The sequence below is a fragment of the Saccharopolyspora rectivirgula DSM 43747 genome, from assembly GCF_000497205.1.
Classification (GTDB): domain Bacteria; phylum Actinomycetota; class Actinomycetes; order Mycobacteriales; family Pseudonocardiaceae; genus Saccharopolyspora; species Saccharopolyspora rectivirgula.
The window spans coordinates 17,097-38,097 of sequence record NZ_AYJW01000003.1 but is presented as its reverse complement, the minus strand read 5'-3'; the positions used below and the strand labels follow the sequence as shown (position 1 = coordinate 38,097).

Genomic DNA, 21,001 nt, shown 5'->3' with positions numbered 1-21,001 from the left:
AACCTGGGTGAGTGAGGAGAACGCGGATGCCCGGGTCCGCACAGTGATCTGCTGGCGGAGATCGGAATTGCTGATCTTCTCCGAGCGAGGAGAACTGATCACTTCGGAATCCCGAAGGGCGGATTTCCAAGATCGTCTAATTTGGAGAGCAAGAAGGATCATCCGTCCGGATGGCAAGGGGAGCGTTCGGGGAGCGCTGGTTGACGGTGCTGATTCCCGCTCGTAGCCTTCCTGGCACACCGCGCATTCCGGCGCTGGCTGTTCTTCCCAACCACCCCAGCACTTGTCCTGCAGGAGGCACCGGTGTCTCCGTCGCAACCCGAGCCACCGCCGCAGCTCTGGCGCAACCCGGAACCGAAGAGCAACTACGAGGTGATCATCGTCGGTTCCGGGGGGCACGGCCTGGCCACCGCGTACTACCTCGCCCGCAACCACGGGATCCGCGATGTCGCGGTGCTGGAGAGGGGCTGGCTGGCCGGCGGCAACATGGCCCGCAACACCACGATCATCCGCTCGAATTACCTGTTCGACGAGAGCGCCGCGATCTACGAGCATTCGCTGAAGCTGTGGGAGGAGCTTCCCGCCGAGCTGGAGTACGACTTCCTGCTCAGCCAGCGGGGCGTGCTGAACCTGGCGCACAGCGAGCAGGAAGTCCGGGACTTCCAGCGCCGCGCCTTCGCCAATCAGCTCAACGGGATCGATGCCGAGTGGCTCGAACCGGACCAGATCGCCGAAATCTGTCCAATACTGAACCTTTCCCCGGAGATCCGCTACCCGGTGCTCGGAGCCACCTTCCAGCCCCGCGGTGGAATCGCCAAGCACGACCACGTCGCGTGGGCGTTCGCCCGCAAAGCCGACCAGCTCGGGGTGGACCTGATCCAGAACTGCGAGGTGACCGCGATCCGGACGGTGGGCGACCGGGTCGTCGGAGTGGAGACCACCCGAGGGCCGATCGGGGCGGAGAAGGTGGGTCTGGCGGCAGCCGGGAGGACGTCCCAGCTGACCGCCGGCCTGGGGTTGCGGCTGCCGATCCAGACCCACCCGCTGCAAGCGCTGGTCTCCGAGCTGCTGGAGCCGGTCCACCCCTGCGTGGTCATGTCCAACCACGTGCACGTCTACTGCAGCCAAGCGCACAAGGGGGAGCTGGTGCTGGGCGCGGGCATCGACGCCCCCAACAGCTACCGGCAGCTCGGTTCGGTGCAGGTGGTCGAACGGCAAATGGCGTCCGCGCTGGAGCTGTTCCCGGTGTTCGCCCAGGCGCACGTCATCCGGACCTGGGCCGGGATCGTCGACGTGACGCCGGACGCTTCCCCGATCATCGGGCCCACCCCGGTGCAGGGGTTGTTCCTCAACTGCGGTTGGGGAACGGGAGGGTTCAAAGCAACCCCCGGGGTGGGCTGGGTCTTCGCCCACACCATCGCCACCGGGCAGCCGCACCCGCTGGCCGAGCCCTACGGTCTCGAGCGGTTCCGCACCGGCGCCCTGGTGGACGAGCACGGCGCTGCGGCCGTCGCGCATTGACCAGCAGACCGATCAGGAACGAGCAGGAGACGGCATGCTGTTGATCCCATGCCCGCACTGCGGTCCGCGGGACGAGGTCGAATTCCGCTACGGCGGCCAGGTCCGCCCCGCCTACCCGGAGAACCCGGCGGCCCTGGACGACGCGGCGTGGGCGGACTACCTGTTCATGCGGGACAACCCGGCGGGCGAGTTCCGCGAACGCTGGGTGCACACCGCTGGCTGCCGGCGCTGGTTCACCGTCGTCCGCAACACCGCGACCAACGAGTTCCGCTCCGACGAGTCCGACGAGGAGCAGGTCTGATGCGGCTGGCCAACGGCGGGAGGATAGATCGCAGCCGATTGCTGCGGTTCAGCTTCGACGGTCGAGAGCTGACCGGCCACCCCGGGGACACGGTGGCCTCCGCGCTGCTGGCGGCCGGTCAGGTGGAAGTGGCCCCCTCCCTCTACCGCGGTCGACCGCGGGGGATCTTCACCGCCGACTGCACCGAGCCGAACGCCCTGGTCCAGGTGCTCACCGGCGCACCGGAACCGATGGTGCCGGCCACCCAGCTCGAGCTCCAGGACGGGCTGCGGGTGCAGAGCCTCTCCGGAAAGGGGTGGTTGTCCTCCGGTTCCGACAGCACGCGCTACGACAAGAAGCACGTGCACGCCGAGGTGGTCGTGGTGGGAGGTGGACCGGCCGGGATAGCTGCCGCGCTCGCCGCCGGGCGCAGCGGGGCCCGGGTGCTGCTGGTGGAGCAGGACGGGGAGCTCGGTGGTTCGTTGGAGGGCAGTTCGGAGACCATCGACGGTCTCGACGCCGCGGACTGGGTCAACCGGTCGGTGCTGCAGCTGGCGGAACTCCCCGAAGTGCGGGTGCTGACCCGGACGACGGCCGTCGGCTGCTACGACCACGGTTATCTGCTGGCCGCCGAGGAACGGCCCGGGATGCAGCGGCTGTGGCACGTCAGGACCCGCCAGGTGGTGCTGGCGACCGGCGCGCACGAACGTCCGCTGGTGTTCGCCAACAACGACCGCCCCGGGATCATGCTCGCTTCCGCGGTGCGGCGCTACATCCACCGGTACGCGGTCCTGCCGGGCAGCGCGGTGGCCGTGTGCACCACATCGGACAGCGCCTACTGGACCGCGCTGGACGTGCAGCGCGCGGGCGGCACCGTCCCCGTGCTGCTCGACGCCCGGCCCGAACCGCCGCCCCGGCTCGTCGAACAGGTGGAGCGAGCGGGCATCGGGGTCGTCGCCGGCGCCGCGGTCATCGACACCACCGGGGATCCCCGGATCACCGGGATCGACTTCGACCGCCTGGACGAGAAGGGCCAGCTGGTCGGGAACCCCTCCAGCGTCGAATGCGATCTGCTGGCGGTGTGCGGTGGCTGGAACCCCGCGGTCCAGTTGTTCGGCCAGCAGGGCGGCCAGCTCCGGTGGGAGGAGTCCACGGCTGCTTTCGTCCCCGCCGCGGACACCCGCACCACGCGGGTCGTCGGCGCTGCGCGCGGCACCTTCGACCTGGCCGGCTGCCTGGTGCAGGGCGGGGCCGCCGGTGCCGAAGCCGCTGAAGCCTGCGGGTTCTCGGTGCCCGCACCACCGGATCCGGTGGTCAGCCCGGAACAACCGGCCCACGAGATCCGTCCACTGTGGCTGATCCCGGCGCGCTCCGGGGATCCGGGGCAGTGGCAGGACCACTTCGTGGACCTGCAGCGGGACGCGACCGCGGCCGACGTCCAGCGCGCCATCGACGCCGGCATGCGCTCGGCCGAGCACGTCAAGCGGTACACCACCATCGGAACCGGGAGCGACCAGGGGAAGGCCGCGAGCACCACCGCGATCGGGCTGCTGGCCCACCTGCTGGGGACCTCCCCCGCGGAGCTCGGACCGCCCAGCTTCCGCGCTCCGTACACCCCGGTCTCGTTCAGCCTCATGGCCGGTCGGGAGCGCGGGGCCCTCTACGACCCGGTCCGCACCACGCCGATGCACCGCTGGCACGTCGAACACGGCGCGGTGTTCGAGGACGTCGGCCAGTGGAAGCGGCCGCGCTACTACCCCCGGCCCGGTGAAGACATGGACGCCGCCGTGCGGCGGGAGTGCCTCGCCGCGCGCACCGGGGTCGCGATGATGGACGCCACCACGCTCGGCAAGATCGAAGTGGTCGGTCCCGACGCCGCCGAGTTCCTCAACCGCGTCTACACCAACGGGTTTGCCAAGCTCCCGGTCGGCAAAGCCCGCTACGGCATGATGTGCACCGCGGACGGGATGGTGTTCGACGACGGGGTCACCACGCGGCTGGCCGAGGACCGGTTCCTGATGAGCACCACCACCGGGAACGCCGAGGCGGTCCTGGACTGGCTGGAGGAGTGGCTGCAGACCGAGTGGCCGCACCTGGCCGTCCACTGCACCTCGGTCACCGAGCAGTGGGCGACGGTGGCCGTTGTCGGGCCGGACTCCCGTGAGGTCGTCCGGCGGATCGCCCCGGAACTGGACGTCTCCCCGGAGGCCTTCCGGTTCATGGAGTTCCGGGAAACCCGGCTGCGCGGCGGGATTCCCGCCCGGATCAGCCGGATCTCCTTCTCCGGAGAACTCGCCTACGAAGTCAGCACGGCCTCCTGGTACGGGATGGCCCTGTGGGAAATGGTGCACCAGGCCGGCGCGGACCACGGGATCACCCCGTACGGCACGGAAACCATGCACGTGCTGCGGGCGGAGAAGGGGTTCGTCGTCGTCGGCCAGGACACCGACGGCACGGTCACCCCGCTGGACCTGGGCATGGATTGGGTGGTGGCCAAGCACAAGGACTTCATCGGGCGCAGATCGCTCGCCAGGCCCGACACCGCTCGCGAGGACCGCGAGCAGCTCGTCGGTCTGCTGCCGGTGGACCCGGAAGAGCGGTTGCCGGAAGGGGCGCAGCTGGTTGCCCCGGAGGCGGGGGACGAGCCACCGGTGCCGATGCTGGGGCACGTGACCTCCAGCTACCGCAGCCCGGTGCTGGGCAGGACCTTCGCGCTGGCCCTCGTCCGCGCTGGACGGCAGCGCACCGGCCAAGTCCTGCACGCCCCGGTGGCCGGGCGCAAGATCCCGGTACGAGTCACCAAACCGGTGTTCTACGACGAGGAAGGAGCCCGTCGTGACGGTCGTGCATCCGGCTGACCGGCGATCCGGAGCGGGCAGCGCGGTGCGGCAGAGCCCGCTCGCCGATCGGGCTGCTGAGCTCGCCGCCCGCAGCGTCCCCGGTCCCCGCGGCGTCCAGCTCGCCGAAGAACCCTTCCTCACCCAGGTGAACCTCCGGGTCCACCCGGGGAGTCCGGCGGTGGCCGGGATCGGCCGGGAACTCGGGGTGGAACTGCCGACGGAGCGGCCGAACGCGGTCCACGGCGACGAGACCACCGCCGTGCTGCGGCTCGGCCCGGACGAGTGGTTGGTGGTCGCTCCGGACGGCGCGATCGGGGACGTCGTCGACCGGTTGACGCGAGGCCTGGCGGATTCGTTCGGCTCCGTGGTGGACGTTTCGGCCAACCAGACCACGCTCGACCTCCGCGGACCGATGGCCCGCGACGTGCTGGAGAAGGTCTGCTCGTTGGATCTGCACCCGAGGTCGTTCGGCCCCGGCCGGTGCGCCCAGACGCTCCTCGGCCGGACCCAGGCGATCCTGTGGCAGTTGACCGAGGAACCGCGCTACCGGCTGCTGGTGCGGTGCTCGTTCGCCGGCTACCTGGCCGACCTGCTGCTGGACGCGATGGCCGAATACCGGGACGGGAGCTGAGCGCGCCCGAGCGGCCGGTGCCGGGGTCCGCCCGAACGCGGCGGGGGTCTTGTGCCCCTGGTTCGCTCTTCTTGATGTGCGAATGTGGGAAGCGCGAGCGAACAATACGGGAAACGGACCCGCTACGGATACGGTTGGCCTGTGAGTAGCGCAGATGAGGGACGCGGCAGGAGTTCTGGTGCTCTGGTCCAATCCGTCGACCGAGCGATAACGATCATGGAACTGCTGGCCCGCAACGGAGAAGCCGGTATCACCGAGATCGCCGCGGAACTCGGTGTGCACAAGTCCACCGCTTCCCGGCTCGTCAGCGTGTTGGAAGCCCGCGGGCTGGTCGAACAGCAGGGCGAACGCGGGAAGTACACCATCGGGTTCGGCGTGGTCCGGCTCGCCGGGGCCGCCACCGAGCGGATGGACCTGCCCAGGTTGGGACGCCCCTTCTGCGAGAACTTGGCCGCCGAGCTGGGGGAAACGGTCAACATCGCGGTTCGGGACGACGCCGTTGCCATCAACATCAGCCAGGCCCGCGGAACCGCCGCGGTCACCGCGCACAACTGGGTGGGGCAGCGCACGCCGCTGCACGCCACCTCCAGCGGGAAGGTCCTGCTCGCCTACGCGCCCGAGCACGAGCGGGAGAAGATCCTGCGGGAGCCGCTCGAGCGGTACACCCCGCGCACCGTCGTCGACGCGGGGCAGCTGCGCAAGGACTTCGACCGGATCGCCCGGGACGGTTACGCCACCAGCTACGAGGAGCTCGAGCTGGGGCTCAACGCGGTGGCTGTCGCGGTGCACGGCCGCGACGGCACGGTGGTGGCCGCGTTGAGCGCTTCCGGGCCGTCGTACCGCTTCTCCCGCAAGCGGATCGGGGAAGTGATCGACCTGCTGCGCGGAGCCGCCGACCAGCTGTCCACCCAGTTGGGCTATCTGGACGCGCCCTGAGCGGAGCTGGTCGGCGGCTCGAACGCCCGGTCACTGCTCGCCGGTGCTCTCCCCGCTCTCGGCCCTGGCCAGCCTGCTGTTCTTCTTGCTGTAGAGGAAGTAGACGACCAGGCCGAACAGCATCCAGACCGCGAACCGGATCCAGGTCCAGCCTTCCAGGTTGAGCATCAGGTACAGGCAGGCCAGCACCGCCAGCGCCGGAACGACCGGGACGCCGGGGACCCGGAACGCCCGGGGCAGGTCCGGTCGGGTGCGCCGCAGCACCAGCACGCCCGCGGACACCAGCACGAAGGCGAACAGGGTGCCGATGTTGGTCATCTCGGCCAGCACGTCGATCGGGGTGAGCGAGGCGATGAGCGCCACCACGACACCGGTGCACAGGGTGACCCGGTACGGGGTGCGGTACTTGGGGTGCACCTTGGCAAACCAGGTCGGCAGCAGGCCGTCCCGGCTCATCGCGAACGCCACCCGGGCCTGACCGAGCATCAGGATCAGGATGACCGTGGTGAGACCGGCGATCGCGCCGAGCGAGACCAGCCCCACCGCCCACGGGGCTCCGATCGCTTGGAAGGCGGTCGCCATCGGGGCCGCGGTGTTCAGGTCCGTGTACTTCACGATCCCCGTCATCACCAGCGACACCAGGACGTAGAGCACGGAGCAGACGGCCAGGGAGCCCAGGATGCCGATGGGCATGTCGCGTTGCGGTCGCCGGGTTTCCTCGGCGCCGCTGGCGACGATGTCGAAACCGATGTAGGCGAAGAACACCAGCGCGGCACCGGCGACCAGACCGCTGAGCCCGTACGAACCGGTCTGCCCGAATATGGCGTTGATCAACGGGTCTTCCAGCGGCGAGGCGGAGGTGCCGGGCTCCGGCGGCTGGTGCGGAGGCAGGAAGGGGCTCCAGTTCGCGGTGTTGATGAAGAACGCGCCGAAGATGATGAAGAACAGGACGACGGCCACCTTGATGGCCACGATCACGTTGGTCACCGCCGAGCTCAGCTTGATCCCGACCACCAGCACGACGGTCAGCACCAGCGCGATGAGGAGCGCGGGCAGGTTGATGACCCCACCTGCTCCGGGTGCCGCGGTCAGCTCTTCCGGCAAGGCCAGTCCGGCCGAGCTGAGCGCCTCCACCAGGTATTGGGACCACCCCACGGAAACGGTGGAGGCACCGATGACGAACTCGAGTATCAGGTCCCACCCGATGAGCCAGGCGAAGAACTCGCCCAGCGAGGCGTAGGAGAAGGTGTAGGCCGAACCGGCGACCGGCACCACGGAAGCGAATTCGGCGTAGCACAGCGCAGCCAGTCCGCAGGCGATGCCGGAGAGCACGAACGAGATCGAAATGGCCGGTCCGGCATCGGTAGCGGCGGCTACCCCGGTGAGCACGAAGATGCCGGTACCGATGATCGCGCCGATCCCGATACCCAGCAGGTCCCACGCGCTGAGCACCCGGCGCAGTCGGAATTCAGGGGCTTCCGCGTCTCGGATGGACTGCTCGACTGATTTGACCCGCAAAATAGTCATTGGGATGGCCCTCCTCCCCCCCGTGTCCTCGAGAAGCCGGCAGAGCCGGCGAACCCGGGGACTTGTCACGAACAGGATTGTTCGTCAGATCACGCTCGGCAAGACGGTCAAGGATTCGTTGCCGAGTGGTGATCAATCCCTTGGCGCCGCAAGGTTTTTTCGAGCAGCGAAAGCAGAGGTGAAAGCGGCCCCGGGGGCTTCGTTGGTCCTTTTGGACCAGTGGTGGTGTTGGCGAGTTTTCGACACCGCGGACCGTTGTGGCGCTGCCCGGGGCGTCGGGTGGCGGGGGGGCGTCAACCGCTGACCGCGGGGTCCGCGGTGATGTGGATTCGGGCCGTTGCTGAGCCGAGAACGGGGTGCTCGGCGCGCAGGAGCGCGGTCCCGGGGGTTCCGGTGCTGCGCAGCCACACCGCCCCAGCTCCTCCTGTTTCGGACAGCGGAAAGGGGTTTGCGCCGATCAGAATTGCCGGTCCGGTGAGCGTCAGATCAACATTTCCCCGGACGTGAGGTCGGTTGTTCCCGTAGCGGTCCGTGGCTCGCAGCTCGGCTCGGGGGGCGTCCGGTTCTGCTGCGGTGAGGGCAGCGGAATCCACGCTGAGCTCCAGCCGGTCTAGACCACGGTCCGCGCAGAACTTGCGGCTGGCCACCAGTTGTCCGTCCAGATAGCCGTCGATCCTCAGTTCCGAAGGATCCACATTGGAAAAATTGGCGAAGAACGGTGGATAGGCGAGGTGGGGGAATTCCTCCCTCGCGGCGGAAAGATCTGAGTGGTGCAGACCGTCCAAATAGATCTTCAGAAGATCCACATTCGACCATATAGCCGCCCGGTCGCCGAGCTCGGTGACCGGGATGATCGAGAAGTCCCAGTAGAACGAAGGCTCGATGACCCCCCGCTGCCGGGGATCCACCTGCGCCCGGTAGAACGCGGCGCCGGGCTTGGGGACTCGGAACAGGTCGACCACGCCGGGCCACTTGATGCCGTGGAAGACGTTCCCGTTCCCGGACGGGTAGTCGAACCCGCACCAGGCCAGCACCCCGGTGCAGGCCGGATCGCGCATCGCGCGATCGTGCACGCGGGCGTGCGCCAGTGCTTGCCCCTGCTGCACCGGTTGCCGGTCGGTGCGCCGGTAGAACTTCGCCGGTCCGGAGAGGGTGCCCACGGCTTCGCTGATCAGATAGGGGAAATCGGTGCGCGGGGGGAGCGGCTCGGGCTGCGGGGCGCCGTCCGGGCCCGGTGTCCACGCGTAATCGTTGTAGCCGAAGACGTCGTGCTGGAAATCGGTGCTGTCGTGATCGGCCGGGTGCATGCCGCCGGTGGTCTGCCTGGAGTCGTCCAAGGACTTGGCGAGCCGTTCGGTGGCCGTGTAGAACTCGGCGTTCCCCGGTGTCTCGTTCAACCGGGCGCCCCACAGCACGACACTGGGGTGGTTGCGGTCCCGGAGGATCATCTCCCGCACGTCCCGGTAGGAGCGGGCCAGCCACTCCCGGCCGCCCAGGTGCTGCCAGCCGGGCGGCTCCACCCACACCATCAGCCCGAGCTCGTCGCAGGCGTCCAGGAAAGCCGGGTGCTGCGGGTAGTGCGAGCAGCGGACCATGTTGCAGTTCAGCTCCCGCCGCAGCATTTCGGCGTCCCGCCGCTGCACCCGGGCGGGCATCGCCGCGCCGACGAACGGGAACAGCTGGTGCCGGTTCAACCCGAAGACCTGCAGCCGCTCGCCGTTGAGGTAGCAGCCGGAGGTGGTGAACACCGCTTCCCGGAACCCCGTCCGCACCCGGTAGTCGTGCACGGGGGAACCGCCCGCCGAGAGCGTGACCACCACGTCGTACAGCTCGGGGCGGGACACGTGCCACAACTCGATCCCGGACAACCGCTCCAGGCCCAAGCGAACGGTGTGCCGCCCCGGCGGCAGGGCGGCCAGCGATCGGCTCGTCGCGGCGAGGACGACCCCGTCCCGCCGCAGCTCCACGCCCAACCGGTACCCCGGCCCACCGACCGCCAGGTCGAGCTCGCACTGCACGACCAGACCGCGACGCCGCTCGTCGAGCACCTCGACCGGTTTGGCGAAGACATCGCTGATGTGGTCGGCCGGCAGGCAGGTCAACCACACCTCCCGGTACATCCCGGCCGGCTGCCAGAAGTCCACGGCGGAACTGGGTTGGCCCGGTCCGTGGTTCGGCGGCACCTCGGGGTCGGGGGCGCCGTCCACCGTCACCGCGAGGTGGTTCTCGGTGCGGAGCAGGTCGGTGACCTCGTACCGGAACGGCAGGTAGCCGCCGCGGTGCTGCGGGAGCTCGTGGCCGTTGAGCACGGGTGTCGCGCTGGTCAGCACCCCGTCGAAATCGAGGAAGTACCGCATCCCCCGCTGGGGGTGGAAGGCGAAGGTCTTCTCGTAGTGCCACGAGCGTTCCCAACTGGCCGGTTCCCAGTCGCGCCACGGCAGCTGCACCGGGCTGTGCGGGAGGTCGACCGCGTCCGCCCGTCCCGCGGGCGACGGGCGGACCGACCACCCCCGCAGCAGGGGGAAGCGCTGGCGGGCGGCTCCGCTGCCGGTCGCTGGCGCGGAACGGGGGAAGGCCAGCAGGGCGGCGACCACGGCGGCGGTGCGCCACAGCGCGCGCCGGGAGAACCTGCTGGCGGAGGGGAAGAACTCGTTGGGCATCGGGGGCCAGCACCTCTGGCGTCGGTCAGCGAGCGGCGTGCGGCAGCCGCGATCCAGGTGATTCGAACACAGAGGGAGTGGGCTGACCAGCCAACGAGTCGGGTTTCGCCCTGGTGGAGGAAGCCCTTCACAGGCGCTTGGTGGGTGGGTGCGCGCTCCGCCGCTCCCGGGGGACGTCCGCTTCCGCGGCCTCGCCGGGGCCTTCCCGGTCCGCCGGTTGCACCCACGTGTTCGGTGTTGCGGAGGGGAACTCGCCTTCCGGGAGGGTCCTGTTCGCCCGGCTCTCCCGGGAAGCGGTTCCCGGGCGCCGCGCTGCCGGTCGCGCTCGTCGTGCTCGGCTCGGAAGAGCGTTGATGTACAGGTTCTGCAGGAGCAGTACGACGAATCCGATGATCAGCGCTCCGATGGCGAGCCACAAGGCCGCCGGGCTGCGGCCGGTCCACCACATCCCCGCGGCCACTCCCGCGATCGCGCCCAGGAGCCCGGCCAGCAGGTGGAAGACCAGGTGGACGGCATAATCCCTCACGGCCGATTACCTCCCCTCGGTTGACCGGCGACTGGAGAAGCGCTGGACCCCTGGTGAGGAACACGCCGGCGAGGAACACCGCGTTGCCCGCACGGGGCTTGTGTCACACCTCGGGTTGTATGTCCCATTCTGCCGCCGGGGGTCGCGGTGCACGAGTCCTGATTTGCCCCGCAAGTTGGTCATTCACCGAACGGCCTGGTCACGTCCCCTGTTCGAGCGAGGTGCGCGGGCGGTGTCCGGCGTGCCGGCAGCAGCCGCCATACGGTTAACCACAGGGGGATCCATGCCTGTTCAGGTCGGTGCACGGCCTGTCCAGCGGGCTTTGCCGATCTTTACCGCAATCGCTGCAGCCTGTCATACGGCGTCGGGGGGTGATGCCAGTGATTAATTCACTGGCCGGGTTCGTGCTGGCCGCTTCAGCAGGGATAGGCACGGTCATGGGGTCGCTGCTCGCCATGGCCTGGGTGGAGCACAAACTGGTCCAGCCGGGCCCGCCCAGACGCGAGCCCCAGCCGGTCGCCTCCGAGCCCAGCCCGGCTGAACCGGCCGACAGGCTGCTCGCGGTGTACGACCAGCAGCGGGCAGCGCTGCAGGAGCGCGCCGGCAGCCGCCGCATTCCCGCGGTGTCCGTGCTGATCATGATCGCTGCGATGGCCTTCGCCGTGGTGTCGGTGAGCCGGCGCCGGCTGCTGCGGCTCCCGCACCCGGTCGGCGTCCGCCGGGCGGTCCCGGCCGGCGGGCCGGGAGCGATGCGGCGCCCGAAGGGCCGGTTCACAACGCGCGGAAGTCCGCGAAGTCGAACCCCGGGGAAACGACGCAGCTGACCAACGTCTCCACGGTGGCCGACGCGGTGGCTCGCTGCCAGGTGCCCGCGGGCACCAACGCCTGCGGGGACTGGCCCGCCCCGACGCCGAGCACCACCTGCTGCGGGTCGTCAGCCGGCTCCTCGCCGGTCCCGGCGAGGGACAGGGTCAACGGGCCCCCGCGGTGCCACAGCCACAACTCGGCGGACGACACGACGTGCCAGGCCGAGGTCTGCCCGGGCGGCAGCAGGAAGTAGATGGCCGTCGCGGTGGGGCGCGGCCCGTTGGGGGTCTCCACGCTTCGGGGACTGGTCCACGTCCGCCGGTACCAACCGCCCTCCGGGTGCGGCAGCAGGTCGTACTCCTCGGCGGTCTGGCTGCGGGTCTCCAGAGCGATGTACCGGCCCCGGGTGTCCCGGCGCGCGTACCGGATGTCGAGCACGGCTTCCGGGTCGAGAGGACCGTAGACGTGCGGCATCAGCACGTCCGGGGACACCCCTTCAGGAGGGCGGGGGCTCGGCTTCTCCCACCGGACCGGTGCGCTCAGCTTCTCCGGATCGAGCTCGATCGCCACCAGCTGCTCGGTGGACTCCTGGAACAGCGTGTTGGCCACGGCGAGCGCGGTGGGCACATCGGGTGAGCAGTGCGTGAAGCCTTCCCGGTCCAGGGTGTCCGGCCGGATCGGCTGCGCTCGAGCGGCCTGGTACTCGCTCAACGGAAGCAGGTGGAGCAGTTTGCCGTTCATCGTTACAGTGTCGCCCACCGGCCGCTCCCGATGTGATCTCGACGTGAGAAATTCAGCATAGGATCACCGGCGATTCCACGGAGGAGGCCGGATGGACGTTCGAGTAGCTGTCCTGGACGACTACCAGGGCGTTGCCCGGGACTACGCCGACTGGCAGTCCTTACCAGCACGAGTCGAGTTCTTCCACGAGCACATCGCCGACCCCCGCGAACTGGTCCGGAAGCTGCAGCCGTTCCAGGTGGTGGCCGCGATGCGCGAGCGCACCCGCTTCCCCCGCGAGGTCCTCGCCGCGCTGCCGAACCTGCAGCTGCTGGTGACCACCGGGATGCGCAACGCGGCCATCGACCTGGCAGCGGCCACGGAGCACGGCATCACGGTGTGCGGCACCAACAGCGGAGGTGCGGCCCAAGACCGCTCCTGGGCGCCGACCGCGGAGCTGACCTGGGGATTGATATTCGCGCTCACCCGCAACATCCCCGCCGAGGACCGGATCATCCGGGAAGGCGGCTGGCAGCACCACATCGGAGTGGAACTCGAGGGCCGCACCCTGGGCGTGCTCGGCCTGGGGCGCCTCGGCAAGCAGGTGGCTTCCATCGCGCGCGCGTTCAACATGAACGTCATCGCCTGGAGCCAGAACCTCACCGACGAGGCGGCCGAGGAGGTCGGTGCGGTCCGGGTGGACAAGGAGGAGCTGTTCACCGACTCGGACATCCTGACCATCCACACCGTGCTCAGCCGGCGCACCAGGGGACTCGTCGGCGCCGCCGAACTGGCGCTGATGAAACCCACCGCTTACCTGATCAACACCTCGCGCGGCCCGATCGTCGACGAAGCCGCCCTGCAAGCAGCGCTGCGCGAAGGGCGGATCGCCGGTGCCGGGATCGACGTGTTCGGTCGGGAACCGCTGCCCGTCGACGACCCGTGGCGCAGCACGCCGCGCACCGTGCTGACCCCGCACATCGGTTACGTCACCGACGGCACCTACCGCACGTTCTACGCCGAGACGGTGGAGGACATCCACGCGTTCCTGCGCGGTGAACCGATCCGGGTGCTCAACGCGGACTGACCGGGCCGCCGGAACGGGCGTCCCCGGGGCGGGGCGGCGCTATCCCGCCTGCGGTTCGGGGAGCTCGGCGGTCCGCAGATCGAGCTCCAAGAACTGGGCGTCCGGCAGCGGGTTGCGGTAGTAGGGCGGGATGGGGCGGAAACCCAGCGACCGGTACAGGCTCCTCGCCGCGGTCATGCCGGTCAGCGTGTCCAGGCGGATGTGCGTGTACCCGGCTTCCCCGGCCACCGAGCAGATCCGGCTGGCCAGTTGCCTTCCCAGCCCGAGCCCTCGCCCCGCGGGCCGCACGTACAGCCGCTTCATCTCGCAGATGCTGTCCTGCAGCGGACGCACCGCGACGCAGCCGAGCACGGTGGGCCCGTCGTGGGCGAGCAGCACCCGGCCGTGCGGCGCCGCGTACTTCCCGGGCAAGGTGTCCAGTTCCACCTTGAAGTCCTGGAACGACAGGTCGACGCCGAGGGAATCGGCGTACTCCTGGAAGAGCGTGCGCACCGCACCGGTGTGCTCCGGGAACCGGGCCTCGGCGATGCCCACCACTGGCGAAGTCCTTTCCAGACGGTCATCTGCTGAGCTGGACGTCGGGGACCGGTGCCCGCTCGTCCCCGACCGGGCACCGGTCCAGCAGCTCAGTTGAAGTTGATCAACCTGCGGGCGCCGTTCCCGGCGCGCATCTGGTCGAAGGCCTCCCCGATGTCGGAGAGCCCGATCTGCTCCGACACCAGCGAGTCCAGGTCGAGCCGACCCGCGCGGTAGTGGTCCAGCAGCACCGGGATGTCGGTCTTCGGGTCGGTGCTGCCGTACATGCAGCCGCGCAGCGTCCGCGCGAAGTAGGCGACCTCCAGGGCGTTGAAGCTGACCTGGTCCGAGGCCGCCCCCATGCCCACGACCGTGGCTTGGCCGCCGCGCCGGGTGGACGACCACGCCGCGCGGATCGTATCGGCCCGGCCGACGCACTCGAAGGCGTGGTCCGCGCCGCGGCCTCCGGTGAGCTCGCGGACCTGTTTGGCCACGTCGGACGAGGCCTCGAGGAAGTCGGTGGCCCCCAACCGCTGGGCGATCTCGGCCTTCTCCGCGACCGGGTCCACCGCGATGATCTGCTCGGCCCCGGCGATCCGGGCCGCCTGCACGGCGCTCAGGCCGATGCCGCCGAGCCCGAACACCACGACGCTCTCCCCGGAGCGCACCCGGGCGGCGTTGAAGACCGCGCCGGCCCCGGTGAGCACCGCGCAACCCAGCAGTGCCACCTTCTCCAGCGGCACGTCGTCGGCCACGCGGACGCAGGAGTTCGCACCGACCACCGTCTCGGTCGCGAACGCCGCGGTGCCCAGTCCCGGGTGCACCGGGGTCCCGTCGCCGAGCTTGGCGTAAGGCGTTTGCTTGGCCTCTTCTCCGGCGACCGGGCACAGGTACGGCTCCTGGTGCTGGCAGTGCCAGCACTCCCCGCACGGAGGAGTCCAGTTGAGCACCACCGGGTCACCCGGTTCGAGCTCGGTGACCCCGGGGCCCACTTCCACCACCCGGCCAGCGCCTTCGTGGCCGAGCACGACCGGAACCGGGTGCGGCAGCACTCCGGTGGCCAGCGACAGGTCGGAGTGGCACACCCCGGTGGCGGCCAGCTGCACCCGCACCTGACCAGGTCCGGGCTCGTTGAGCTCGATCTCCTCCAGCTGGAGGTCCCCACCGGTTTCCCGGAGCACCGCTGCCAGTGCTGTTGCCATAATCAGCTCCCCTCACCCGGTGCCATCGCCGGGTGCGTCGATCTGCGCCGGCAGGTGTTCCCGCGGTCGGACCGCGTCGCCGCCGGGACGATCAGACTTCTGCGGCCAAATTCTTGACCTTCTCAATTAGCTTGGTGCGTTCTTCGGCGGTACCCGCCAGGGGAGTGACGTTCAGGGTGGTCACCCCGGATTCCTTGAACGCCGCGAGCCGTTCCCGCACGTAGCCCTCGGAACCGATCAGGCAGGTCTTCTCCAGCAGGTCCTGGGGCACGGCGGCCGCCGCTTCCTCCTTCTTCCCGCTCAGGTAGAGGTCCTGGATCTTCTCGGCTTCGGCTTCGTACCCGTACCGGCGGGCGAGGTTGTTGTAGAAGTTCTTGCCCTTCGCGCCCATGCCGCCCACGTACAGGGCGATGTGCGGGCGGATCAGCTCCCGCAGCTCCTCGGTACCGTCCCCGATCGCCAGCGGGGCTTGGGCGACGACGTCCAGCTCCGGCAGGGACGGGTCGCGCTTGGCCTTGCCGGCGGCCAGGGATTCGCCCCAGACCTCGCCGGCCTTCTCCGGGAGGTAGAAGATCGGTTCCCAGGCCTCGGCGATCTCGGCGACCATCGCGACGTTCTTCGGGCCGATCGCGGCGATCATGATCGGGATGCGTTCCCGCACCGGGTGGTTGATCAGCTTCAGCGGCTTGCCGAGCCCGGTCCCCTGCTCGGCGGGCAGCGGGATGTTGTAGTGCTTGCCCTGGTGCTGCACCCGCTCGCGGCGCCACACCTGGCGGCAGATCTCCACGATCTCCCGGGTGCGGCCGAGCGGGGCGTGGTACGGCACGCCGTGGAAGCCCTCGATCACCTGCGGCCCGGAAGCGCCGATGCCCAGGGTGAAGCGGCCGTTGGACACGTAGTCCAGGCCGGCCGCGGTCATCGCGGTCAGGGTGGGGGTCCGGGTGTAGATCTGCAGGATCCCGGAGGCGATCTCCAGGCGTTCGGTGCGGGCGGCGATGAAGCCCAGCTGGCTGACCGCGTCGAACGAGTAGGCCTCGGGAACGTAGACGATGTCCAGGCCGGCCTTCTCGTACAGGGCGAGCTCGTCGACCGTTTCCTTGAAACCTCCGCTGTAGTTGAGCGGCATCCCGATGCGCATGCTGTTCCTCTCGACTTGCGGCAGCGGCGCCACCGGTGCCGGCCGCGCCGCCGGAGTTGCTCAGAGGCTACCGCCGAGTACGCCAATGAGGGGAGCTCGAAGGAGATGTGGCGCAAGTCTCACTTGCCCCGGTGGTTCCGCCCCGCCGGAGCGCAGCGGACCACCCCTCGCTCTCCTCCGGCGATCAGCGCTGATCAAGTACCGTAGATCGCGGAAGCGACCACCACGCGACGACCGCAGGGGGGAGTTGGGCAGTGTCGGCACTGGTGCACGTCCTGATCACGATGGTGGCGGTGTGGGTGACCACCGCCTTGCCGGGCATCACGTTGTCCGGTGAGGACACGCTGGCCAAAGTCCTCACCCTGCTGGCGGTGTCGGTGATCTTCGCCATCGTCAACGCGGTGCTGAAGCCCATCGCGAAAACCCTCGGCTGCCTGCTGTACGTGCTCACGCTCGGGTTGTTCGGGCTGGTGGTCAACGCCCTGCTGTACTGGCTGACCGGCTACTTGGCGGGGCAGCTGCAGCTGCCGTTCCAGGTCGACGGGTTCTGGCCGGCCTTCTGGGGCGCCCTCGTGGTCACCATCGTCAGCAGCGTGCTGCACGGGATCGTCCGCCGGCGCTCGGACGCCGAGTCCGAGTCCTGAACCGCCGCGGGCACTGCGTCATCCGGGTGGCGCTCCTGGAAACACCGCCCCGGTGGGGTGAGGTCGACTATGCTCCCGGATGCCCGACAGGTGGATCCTGGAGCCGGTGATGCGGTGCAGCCTCAGCGCGTTCAGCGGCCTGCTGACCGGCCGCGCACCCGAGGTCGCCGAATTCCTCCTGGACGAGCGGAATTCCTCGGGCGAACCGGAGCACCAGGCGATCTCCGCCGAGTGCGAGGACTTCTGGTCCGGTGTTGCAGCGCAACTCGCGTCCGCTTCCGTCTACGGCTTCGCGCGGTTCGACGGGGCCGGCACCGCCGAGCTGTCCGCCGTGGTGGCGATCGGCGCGGGCCGGGCGGTGCGGGTGCAAGCCGTGGACGGCGTCGTGACCGCCGAGAAGATCCGGCACGACGCCCCGTGGCCGGCCTTGGCCGGCTGCCTGCCGCCGAAACGACCCGCCGAGGGCGATGCGGTGACCGTCCCGCTCGACTCCGTGCGGCAGTTCGCCACCCGACCGGGCACCGGAGGGGAAGGAGTCGGACGAGCCGCCCAGCTCTTGAGCCGAGCGGACGACTTCACCGCTCGGCTCTACACCGGCCTGCGGCGCGCCGACGGGCAACTGCGCACCGCCGACCAGCACATCGAAGTCCACCACGCGCCCACCGGCCGGGTGGCGGTGATCCCGCAGCCGGCGGACCACTGCTTGGTGTCGCCAGCCGACCTCTTCGTGCTCGCCAGCGCCCTCCAAGAACAGGTGGAAGCCCTGTGGGCCGCCGACGTCGAGCGGACGCAGCCGATCAGCGCGCCCGGGAGCTGATCCGAGCCGCGATGTCCTCGCCGATCAGCAGGGAAGCGGTGGCCGCGGGCGACGGAGCGTTGAGCACGTGCACCCAGTGCTCGTCCTCGACGACGAGGAAGTCGTCCACCAACTTGCCGTCCGGGGTCACCGCCTGGGCCCGAACCCCGGCCTCCGCGCGCAGCAGGTCCCGCCCCCGCAGCTCCGGCAGCAACCGCTGCACCTCCCGCACGAACAGCGGCTTCACCACCGAACGGGCGATCTCGCCGAGACCGGTCCGCCAGTACTCGCGGGCGAGTTCCCGCAGCGCCCGGTCCTGGAGCAGCCGGCGCACGTGCGACCGCGACCAGGTCCACCAGTCGTAGCCCTCCCGCGCCATGGCCAGCACCGCGTTCGGGCCCACGTGCAGGCCACCGTCGATCGTCCGGGTCAAGTGCACGCCGAGGAACGGGAACGCCGGATTCGGAACCGGGTACACGAGCGCGTTGACCAGGCGCCTCCGGAACGAGGTCGTGTGGTAGTACTCGCCGCGGAACGGCAGGATCCGGGCCGGTGGTTCGGTGCCGGCCAGCTCGGCCACCGCATCGCTGTGCAGACCAGCGCAATTGATCGCCCACCGGGTGCGGATCTCCTCGCGATCGGTCGCCAGCACGAGCTGGTTCCCGTCCCGGCGCACCCCGACCAGTTCGGTGGCCGGGAGCAGTTGCGCGCCGTGCTCGGCGAGCAGTTCGGCCAGCTTGCGGCAAACCGCTGGGAAATCCACGATGCCCGCCTCCGGCACCAGCAGGGCCCGCAGCCCGCGCACGTGCGGTTCGCGTTCCCGGAGCTCGGCCCGGCTGAGCTCGCGCACCTGCACCCCGTTCGCCTTGCCGCGCCGGAACAGCTCCCGCAGGGCGGGCAGTTCGTGCTCACCGGTGGCCACCACGACCTTGCCGGTGCGGTGCACCGGGATCCCGTGCTCGGCGCAGAATCGGTACATGGCTTCACCGCCGGCCCGGGCGAACCGGGCCTTGGCGCTGCCCGGCGCGTAGTACAGGCCGCTGTGGATGACGCCCGAATTGTGGCCGCTCTGGTGGCTTCCCCAGTCGGGTTCCTTGTCGATCACCGTGATCCGGCTGTCCGGCAACTGCTGGGCGAGCGCGTGCGCTGTTGCCAGACCGACGATGCCACCACCGATGATCGTGACGTCGCTGGTGCCTGCCATGCCTGACATCCTGGTCATCAACCGGCCCGGAGGCCAGCACCTGTGAGCTTTCCTGCTGGGGCGCGGGCCGGGAGGAGTGCTTGAGGAGGTGTTCGTGGAACTGCTGCTGTTGTCGAGCTCGGCCACGCACGGGACGGGTTTCTTGGAGCACGCGCTCCCAGCGGTGGCGGACTGGTTGGACGGTCGGGACCGACTGCTGTTCATCCCCTGCGCCAAGCGCGACGGGGACGCCTACCTGCAGGTGGTGCGTTCGGCGGTGGCGCCGCTCGGGGTGGCGGTGGACGGCCTGCACCAGGAGCCCGACCCGGTCGCCGCTCTTCGCCGAGCTGCGGCCCTGTTCGTGGGCGGCGGGAACACCTTCCGACTGCTGTCCGCGCTGCAGCGGACCGGGCTGGTCGAGGTGATCCGGGAACGAGTCCAGGAAGGAATGCCGTACCTGGGGGCCAGCGCGGGAACCAACGTCGCCTGCCCGAGCCTGCGGACGAGCAACGACATGCCCATCGTGCCCCCGGCGTCCTTCGAGGCCCTCGGCTTGGTGCCGTTCCAGATCAACCCGCACTACGTCGACCCCGACCCGCGCAGCACGCACATGGGGGAGACCCGCGACGAGCGGATCGCGGAATTCCTCGAGGAGAACGACGTCCCGGTGCTGGGCGTTCGGGAGGGGTCGTGGCTGCGGATCAGCGGTGACCAGGCGGTTCTCGGCGGGCAGCCCGACGCCCGCTTGTTCACCCGGAACGCCCCGGTGCGCGAAGTGGCCGGAGGGGAGGACCTCTCCTTCCTGCTCACCAGCGAACCGCGGTACGACTGCCGGTGATGTCCGACCGCTCCACGCGCGGGGAGTGACCGTCCGGATCCGGCCGGTGTTCTCGGATTTCGCCGACCGGGGACGGCGTTCCGCCGCTTTCGGCGGCGGTCGTGTCCGCTCGTGCACAACTCGTGTCCTGCCACCGGAAGAACTGCGCACTTCCTGTTTGTGCACCGCCATTTGTGCTAGAGTCCGGGCGGTTTTCCCGGGAACGGGACCACGGACTGGCTGGGTGTGCTGAGATAGTGCGAGGGGACCGGTGCATGGTCATGCCAATCGGCGCTGCGCTGGCTCCGAGGACGCGTCGACTCACCAGCACGACGAGCAGGTCGCTCCTGCAACCCAGCCGTGGGGCGCTGTGAGGCCAGTCCGTACTGTCTGCAATGACCGGAGGACGCGGATGCGTCCCGTTGCGCTCCGCTCGCTCAGCGACCGGTCTTCGAAGGTTTCCCGGCTTGGTGGCACTGCTGCGACTGCTGGTTCGCCAGGGGGCGGAGCGGCGCGGCGATCGGGGGAGCGAGGTGCTTCCGCTGCCGGGCGAGGTGAATCAGCAGTGCGGGTGGCCGCGTTGCGGACGCGGGCGTTGCGCGCGGATGGGGACTGGGGCGGACCCGGTCGCTGTGCAGGGCCGGGCTGGCTCCGTTCCGGTCCTGTGGTTGTCCAGCTTGAAGAAAGGCGCCGGTTGGTATGAGCGAAGGCACTGGGGTTTACGAGAAGCTGAACTGGCTCCTGGACGATCTGGTGCGCCGGGTCGTCGGGGTCGAGCACGCGGTGGTGTTGTCGTCCGACGGGTTGTTGCTCGGCAAGTCCGGCAAGTTGTCGGATGCCGATTCCGACCACCTGGCGGCGGTTTCGGCGGCTTTCCAGAGCCTGGCCAGACAGACCGGAGTGCACTTCCGCGGCGGGGCTCCCAGACAGACGATCATCGAACTCGAACACGCCTACCTCTTCGTGACCGCGGCCGGCAGCGGTGCGTGCCTGGCGGTGCTCGGAGCTGAGGACGCCGACATGGGGATGATCGGCTACGAGATGAACCTGTTGGTCTCCCGGGTCGGGAACTTCTTGAGCACGCCGGCGCGCGACGAGAAGGCCGCCAAAGTGGAGCAGTCCTAGCCGAGCGGTCGCTGCGGTCGGCAGCGGCTTCGGACGAACGTGCGC

The 21,001-nt window shown here is 69.6% G+C and carries 19 protein-coding genes; 11 read left to right on the top strand and 8 right to left on the bottom strand.

Translation table 11 applies throughout. From position 1 onward, the window contains the following. Positions 1–303: 303 nt before the first annotated feature. The 5 genes from SREC43747_RS0101510 to SREC43747_RS0101490 all read left to right on the top strand — a co-directional run bounded on the left by SREC43747_RS0101510 (position 304) and on the right by SREC43747_RS0101490 (position 6,208). Positions 304–1,521, top strand: a complete 1,218-nt coding sequence (locus SREC43747_RS0101510) for a sarcosine oxidase subunit beta family protein (protein WP_029719388.1) — start codon at positions 304–306, stop codon at positions 1,519–1,521. 34 nt (positions 1,522–1,555) lie between these two features. Beyond that, positions 1,556–1,822, top strand: coding sequence for a sarcosine oxidase subunit delta (locus SREC43747_RS0101505; protein ID WP_029719387.1), 267 nt, complete (start codon positions 1,556–1,558; stop codon positions 1,820–1,822). Further along, positions 1,822–4,659 (top strand): 2Fe-2S iron-sulfur cluster-binding protein, encoded by a 2,838-nt coding sequence (locus SREC43747_RS0101500; RefSeq protein ID WP_029719386.1) that lies wholly within the window; start codon positions 1,822–1,824, stop codon positions 4,657–4,659. Before SREC43747_RS0101505 ends, SREC43747_RS0101500 begins: the two co-directional genes overlap by 1 nt. Next, positions 4,637–5,272 (top strand): sarcosine oxidase subunit gamma, encoded by a 636-nt coding sequence (locus SREC43747_RS0101495; RefSeq protein ID WP_029719384.1) that lies wholly within the window; start codon positions 4,637–4,639, stop codon positions 5,270–5,272. The genes SREC43747_RS0101500 and SREC43747_RS0101495 overlap by 23 nt, the downstream gene beginning before the upstream one ends. A gap of 141 nt (positions 5,273–5,413) precedes the next feature. Next, a complete protein-coding gene (locus SREC43747_RS0101490; protein WP_029719383.1) occupies positions 5,414–6,208 on the top strand; it encodes an IclR family transcriptional regulator in 795 nt (264 codons plus the stop codon). 30 nt (positions 6,209–6,238) lie between these two features. Here the strand turns inward: SREC43747_RS0101490 and SREC43747_RS0101485 are convergent, their stop codons facing one another. The 3 genes from SREC43747_RS0101485 to SREC43747_RS20130 all read right to left on the bottom strand — a co-directional run bounded on the left by SREC43747_RS0101485 (position 6,239) and on the right by SREC43747_RS20130 (position 10,921). Continuing rightward, entirely contained in the window at positions 6,239–7,735 is a 1,497-nt protein-coding gene (locus SREC43747_RS0101485; protein ID WP_029719382.1) for an amino acid permease, read from the bottom strand. 293 nt (positions 7,736–8,028) lie between these two features. Beyond that, positions 8,029–10,395 carry a glycoside hydrolase family 2 protein gene (locus SREC43747_RS0101480; RefSeq protein WP_029719381.1) on the bottom strand — a complete coding sequence of 789 codons (2,367 nt, stop codon included), beginning with the start codon at positions 10,393–10,395 and terminating at the stop codon, positions 8,029–8,031. Positions 10,396–10,522: 127 nt separating this feature from the next. Then, positions 10,523–10,921 carry a hypothetical protein gene (locus SREC43747_RS20130; protein ID WP_051387556.1) on the bottom strand — a complete coding sequence of 133 codons (399 nt, stop codon included), beginning with the start codon at positions 10,919–10,921 and terminating at the stop codon, positions 10,523–10,525. Between the two features lie 380 nt (positions 10,922–11,301). On the opposite strand from SREC43747_RS20130, the gene SREC43747_RS0101470 reads away from it, so the two are divergent. Further along, a complete protein-coding gene (locus SREC43747_RS0101470; RefSeq protein WP_152528283.1) occupies positions 11,302–11,745 on the top strand; it encodes a hypothetical protein in 444 nt (147 codons plus the stop codon). Here the strand turns inward: SREC43747_RS0101470 and SREC43747_RS0101465 are convergent. After that, complete coding sequence (locus SREC43747_RS0101465; protein ID WP_236622968.1) at positions 11,693–12,487, bottom strand: cupin domain-containing protein; 795 nt, start codon at positions 12,485–12,487, stop codon at positions 11,693–11,695. The genes SREC43747_RS0101470 and SREC43747_RS0101465 overlap by 53 nt on opposite strands. Positions 12,488–12,560: 73 nt before the next feature. On the opposite strand from SREC43747_RS0101465, the gene SREC43747_RS0101460 reads away from it, so the two are divergent. Then, on the top strand, positions 12,561–13,535 hold the full coding sequence (locus tag SREC43747_RS0101460) for a D-2-hydroxyacid dehydrogenase family protein (RefSeq protein ID WP_029719377.1): 975 nt from the start codon (positions 12,561–12,563) through the stop codon (positions 13,533–13,535). Positions 13,536–13,574: 39 nt separating this feature from the next. Here the strand turns inward: SREC43747_RS0101460 and SREC43747_RS0101455 are convergent, their stop codons facing one another. The 3 genes from SREC43747_RS0101455 to SREC43747_RS0101445 all read right to left on the bottom strand — a co-directional run bounded on the left by SREC43747_RS0101455 (position 13,575) and on the right by SREC43747_RS0101445 (position 16,391). Next, a complete protein-coding gene (locus tag SREC43747_RS0101455; protein ID WP_051387547.1) occupies positions 13,575–14,072 on the bottom strand; it encodes a GNAT family N-acetyltransferase in 498 nt (165 codons plus the stop codon). A gap of 89 nt (positions 14,073–14,161) precedes the next feature. Next, positions 14,162–15,253, bottom strand: coding sequence for a Zn-dependent alcohol dehydrogenase (locus tag SREC43747_RS0101450; protein WP_029719375.1), 1,092 nt, complete (start codon positions 15,251–15,253; stop codon positions 14,162–14,164). Positions 15,254–15,344: 91 nt separating this feature from the next. Then, a complete protein-coding gene (locus SREC43747_RS0101445; protein ID WP_029719374.1) occupies positions 15,345–16,391 on the bottom strand; it encodes an LLM class F420-dependent oxidoreductase in 1,047 nt (348 codons plus the stop codon). Between the two features lie 254 nt (positions 16,392–16,645). Here SREC43747_RS0101445 and SREC43747_RS0101440 point away from each other — a divergent pair, with 254 nt between their 5' ends. Together SREC43747_RS0101440 and SREC43747_RS0101435 are read left to right on the top strand one after the other, a co-directional pair. Beyond that, on the top strand, positions 16,646–17,035 hold the full coding sequence (locus SREC43747_RS0101440; RefSeq protein ID WP_029719373.1) for a phage holin family protein: 390 nt from the start codon (positions 16,646–16,648) through the stop codon (positions 17,033–17,035). Positions 17,036–17,114: 79 nt separating this feature from the next. Then, complete coding sequence (locus SREC43747_RS0101435) at positions 17,115–17,852, top strand: ESX secretion-associated protein EspG (RefSeq protein WP_029719372.1); 738 nt, start codon at positions 17,115–17,117, stop codon at positions 17,850–17,852. Here the strand turns inward: SREC43747_RS0101435 and lhgD are convergent. After that, entirely contained in the window at positions 17,833–19,035 is a 1,203-nt protein-coding gene (gene lhgD / locus SREC43747_RS0101430) for an L-2-hydroxyglutarate dehydrogenase (RefSeq protein ID WP_029719371.1), read from the bottom strand. The two genes, SREC43747_RS0101435 and lhgD, sit on opposite strands and share 20 nt — an antisense overlap. 94 nt (positions 19,036–19,129) lie before the next feature. Here lhgD and pepE point away from each other — a divergent pair, with 94 nt between their 5' ends. Both pepE and SREC43747_RS0101420 read left to right on the top strand, forming a co-directional pair. Continuing rightward, entirely contained in the window at positions 19,130–19,852 is a 723-nt protein-coding gene (gene pepE / locus SREC43747_RS0101425; RefSeq protein ID WP_029719370.1) for a dipeptidase PepE, read from the top strand. 678 nt (positions 19,853–20,530) lie between these two features. Further along, complete coding sequence (locus tag SREC43747_RS0101420; RefSeq protein ID WP_029719369.1) at positions 20,531–20,956, top strand: roadblock/LC7 domain-containing protein; 426 nt, start codon at positions 20,531–20,533, stop codon at positions 20,954–20,956. The last annotated feature ends 45 nt before the right edge of the window (positions 20,957–21,001 follow it).

What these genes read in the sequence shown, in the direction of transcription:
- SREC43747_RS0101485 (WP_029719382.1), bottom strand. Translation starts at nt 7,735, where the DNA reads ATGACTATTTTGCGGGTCAAATCAGTCGAGCAGTCCATCCGAGACGCG.
- SREC43747_RS0101500 (WP_029719386.1), top strand. Translation starts at nt 1,822, where the DNA reads ATGCGGCTGGCCAACGGCGGGAGGATAGATCGCAGCCGATTGCTGCGG.
- SREC43747_RS0101450 (WP_029719375.1), bottom strand. Translation starts at nt 15,253, where the DNA reads ATGGCAACAGCACTGGCAGCGGTGCTCCGGGAAACCGGTGGGGACCTC.
- SREC43747_RS0101445 (WP_029719374.1), bottom strand. Translation starts at nt 16,391, where the DNA reads ATGCGCATCGGGATGCCGCTCAACTACAGCGGAGGTTTCAAGGAAACG.
- SREC43747_RS0101480 (WP_029719381.1), bottom strand. Translation starts at nt 10,395, where the DNA reads ATGCCCAACGAGTTCTTCCCCTCCGCCAGCAGGTTCTCCCGGCGCGCG.
- lhgD (WP_029719371.1), bottom strand. Translation starts at nt 19,035, where the DNA reads ATGGCAGGCACCAGCGACGTCACGATCATCGGTGGTGGCATCGTCGGT.
- SREC43747_RS0101435 (WP_029719372.1), top strand. Translation starts at nt 17,115, where the DNA reads ATGCCCGACAGGTGGATCCTGGAGCCGGTGATGCGGTGCAGCCTCAGC.
- SREC43747_RS0101460 (WP_029719377.1), top strand. Translation starts at nt 12,561, where the DNA reads ATGGACGTTCGAGTAGCTGTCCTGGACGACTACCAGGGCGTTGCCCGG.
- SREC43747_RS0101505 (WP_029719387.1), top strand. Translation starts at nt 1,556, where the DNA reads ATGCTGTTGATCCCATGCCCGCACTGCGGTCCGCGGGACGAGGTCGAA.
- SREC43747_RS0101420 (WP_029719369.1), top strand. Translation starts at nt 20,531, where the DNA reads ATGAGCGAAGGCACTGGGGTTTACGAGAAGCTGAACTGGCTCCTGGAC.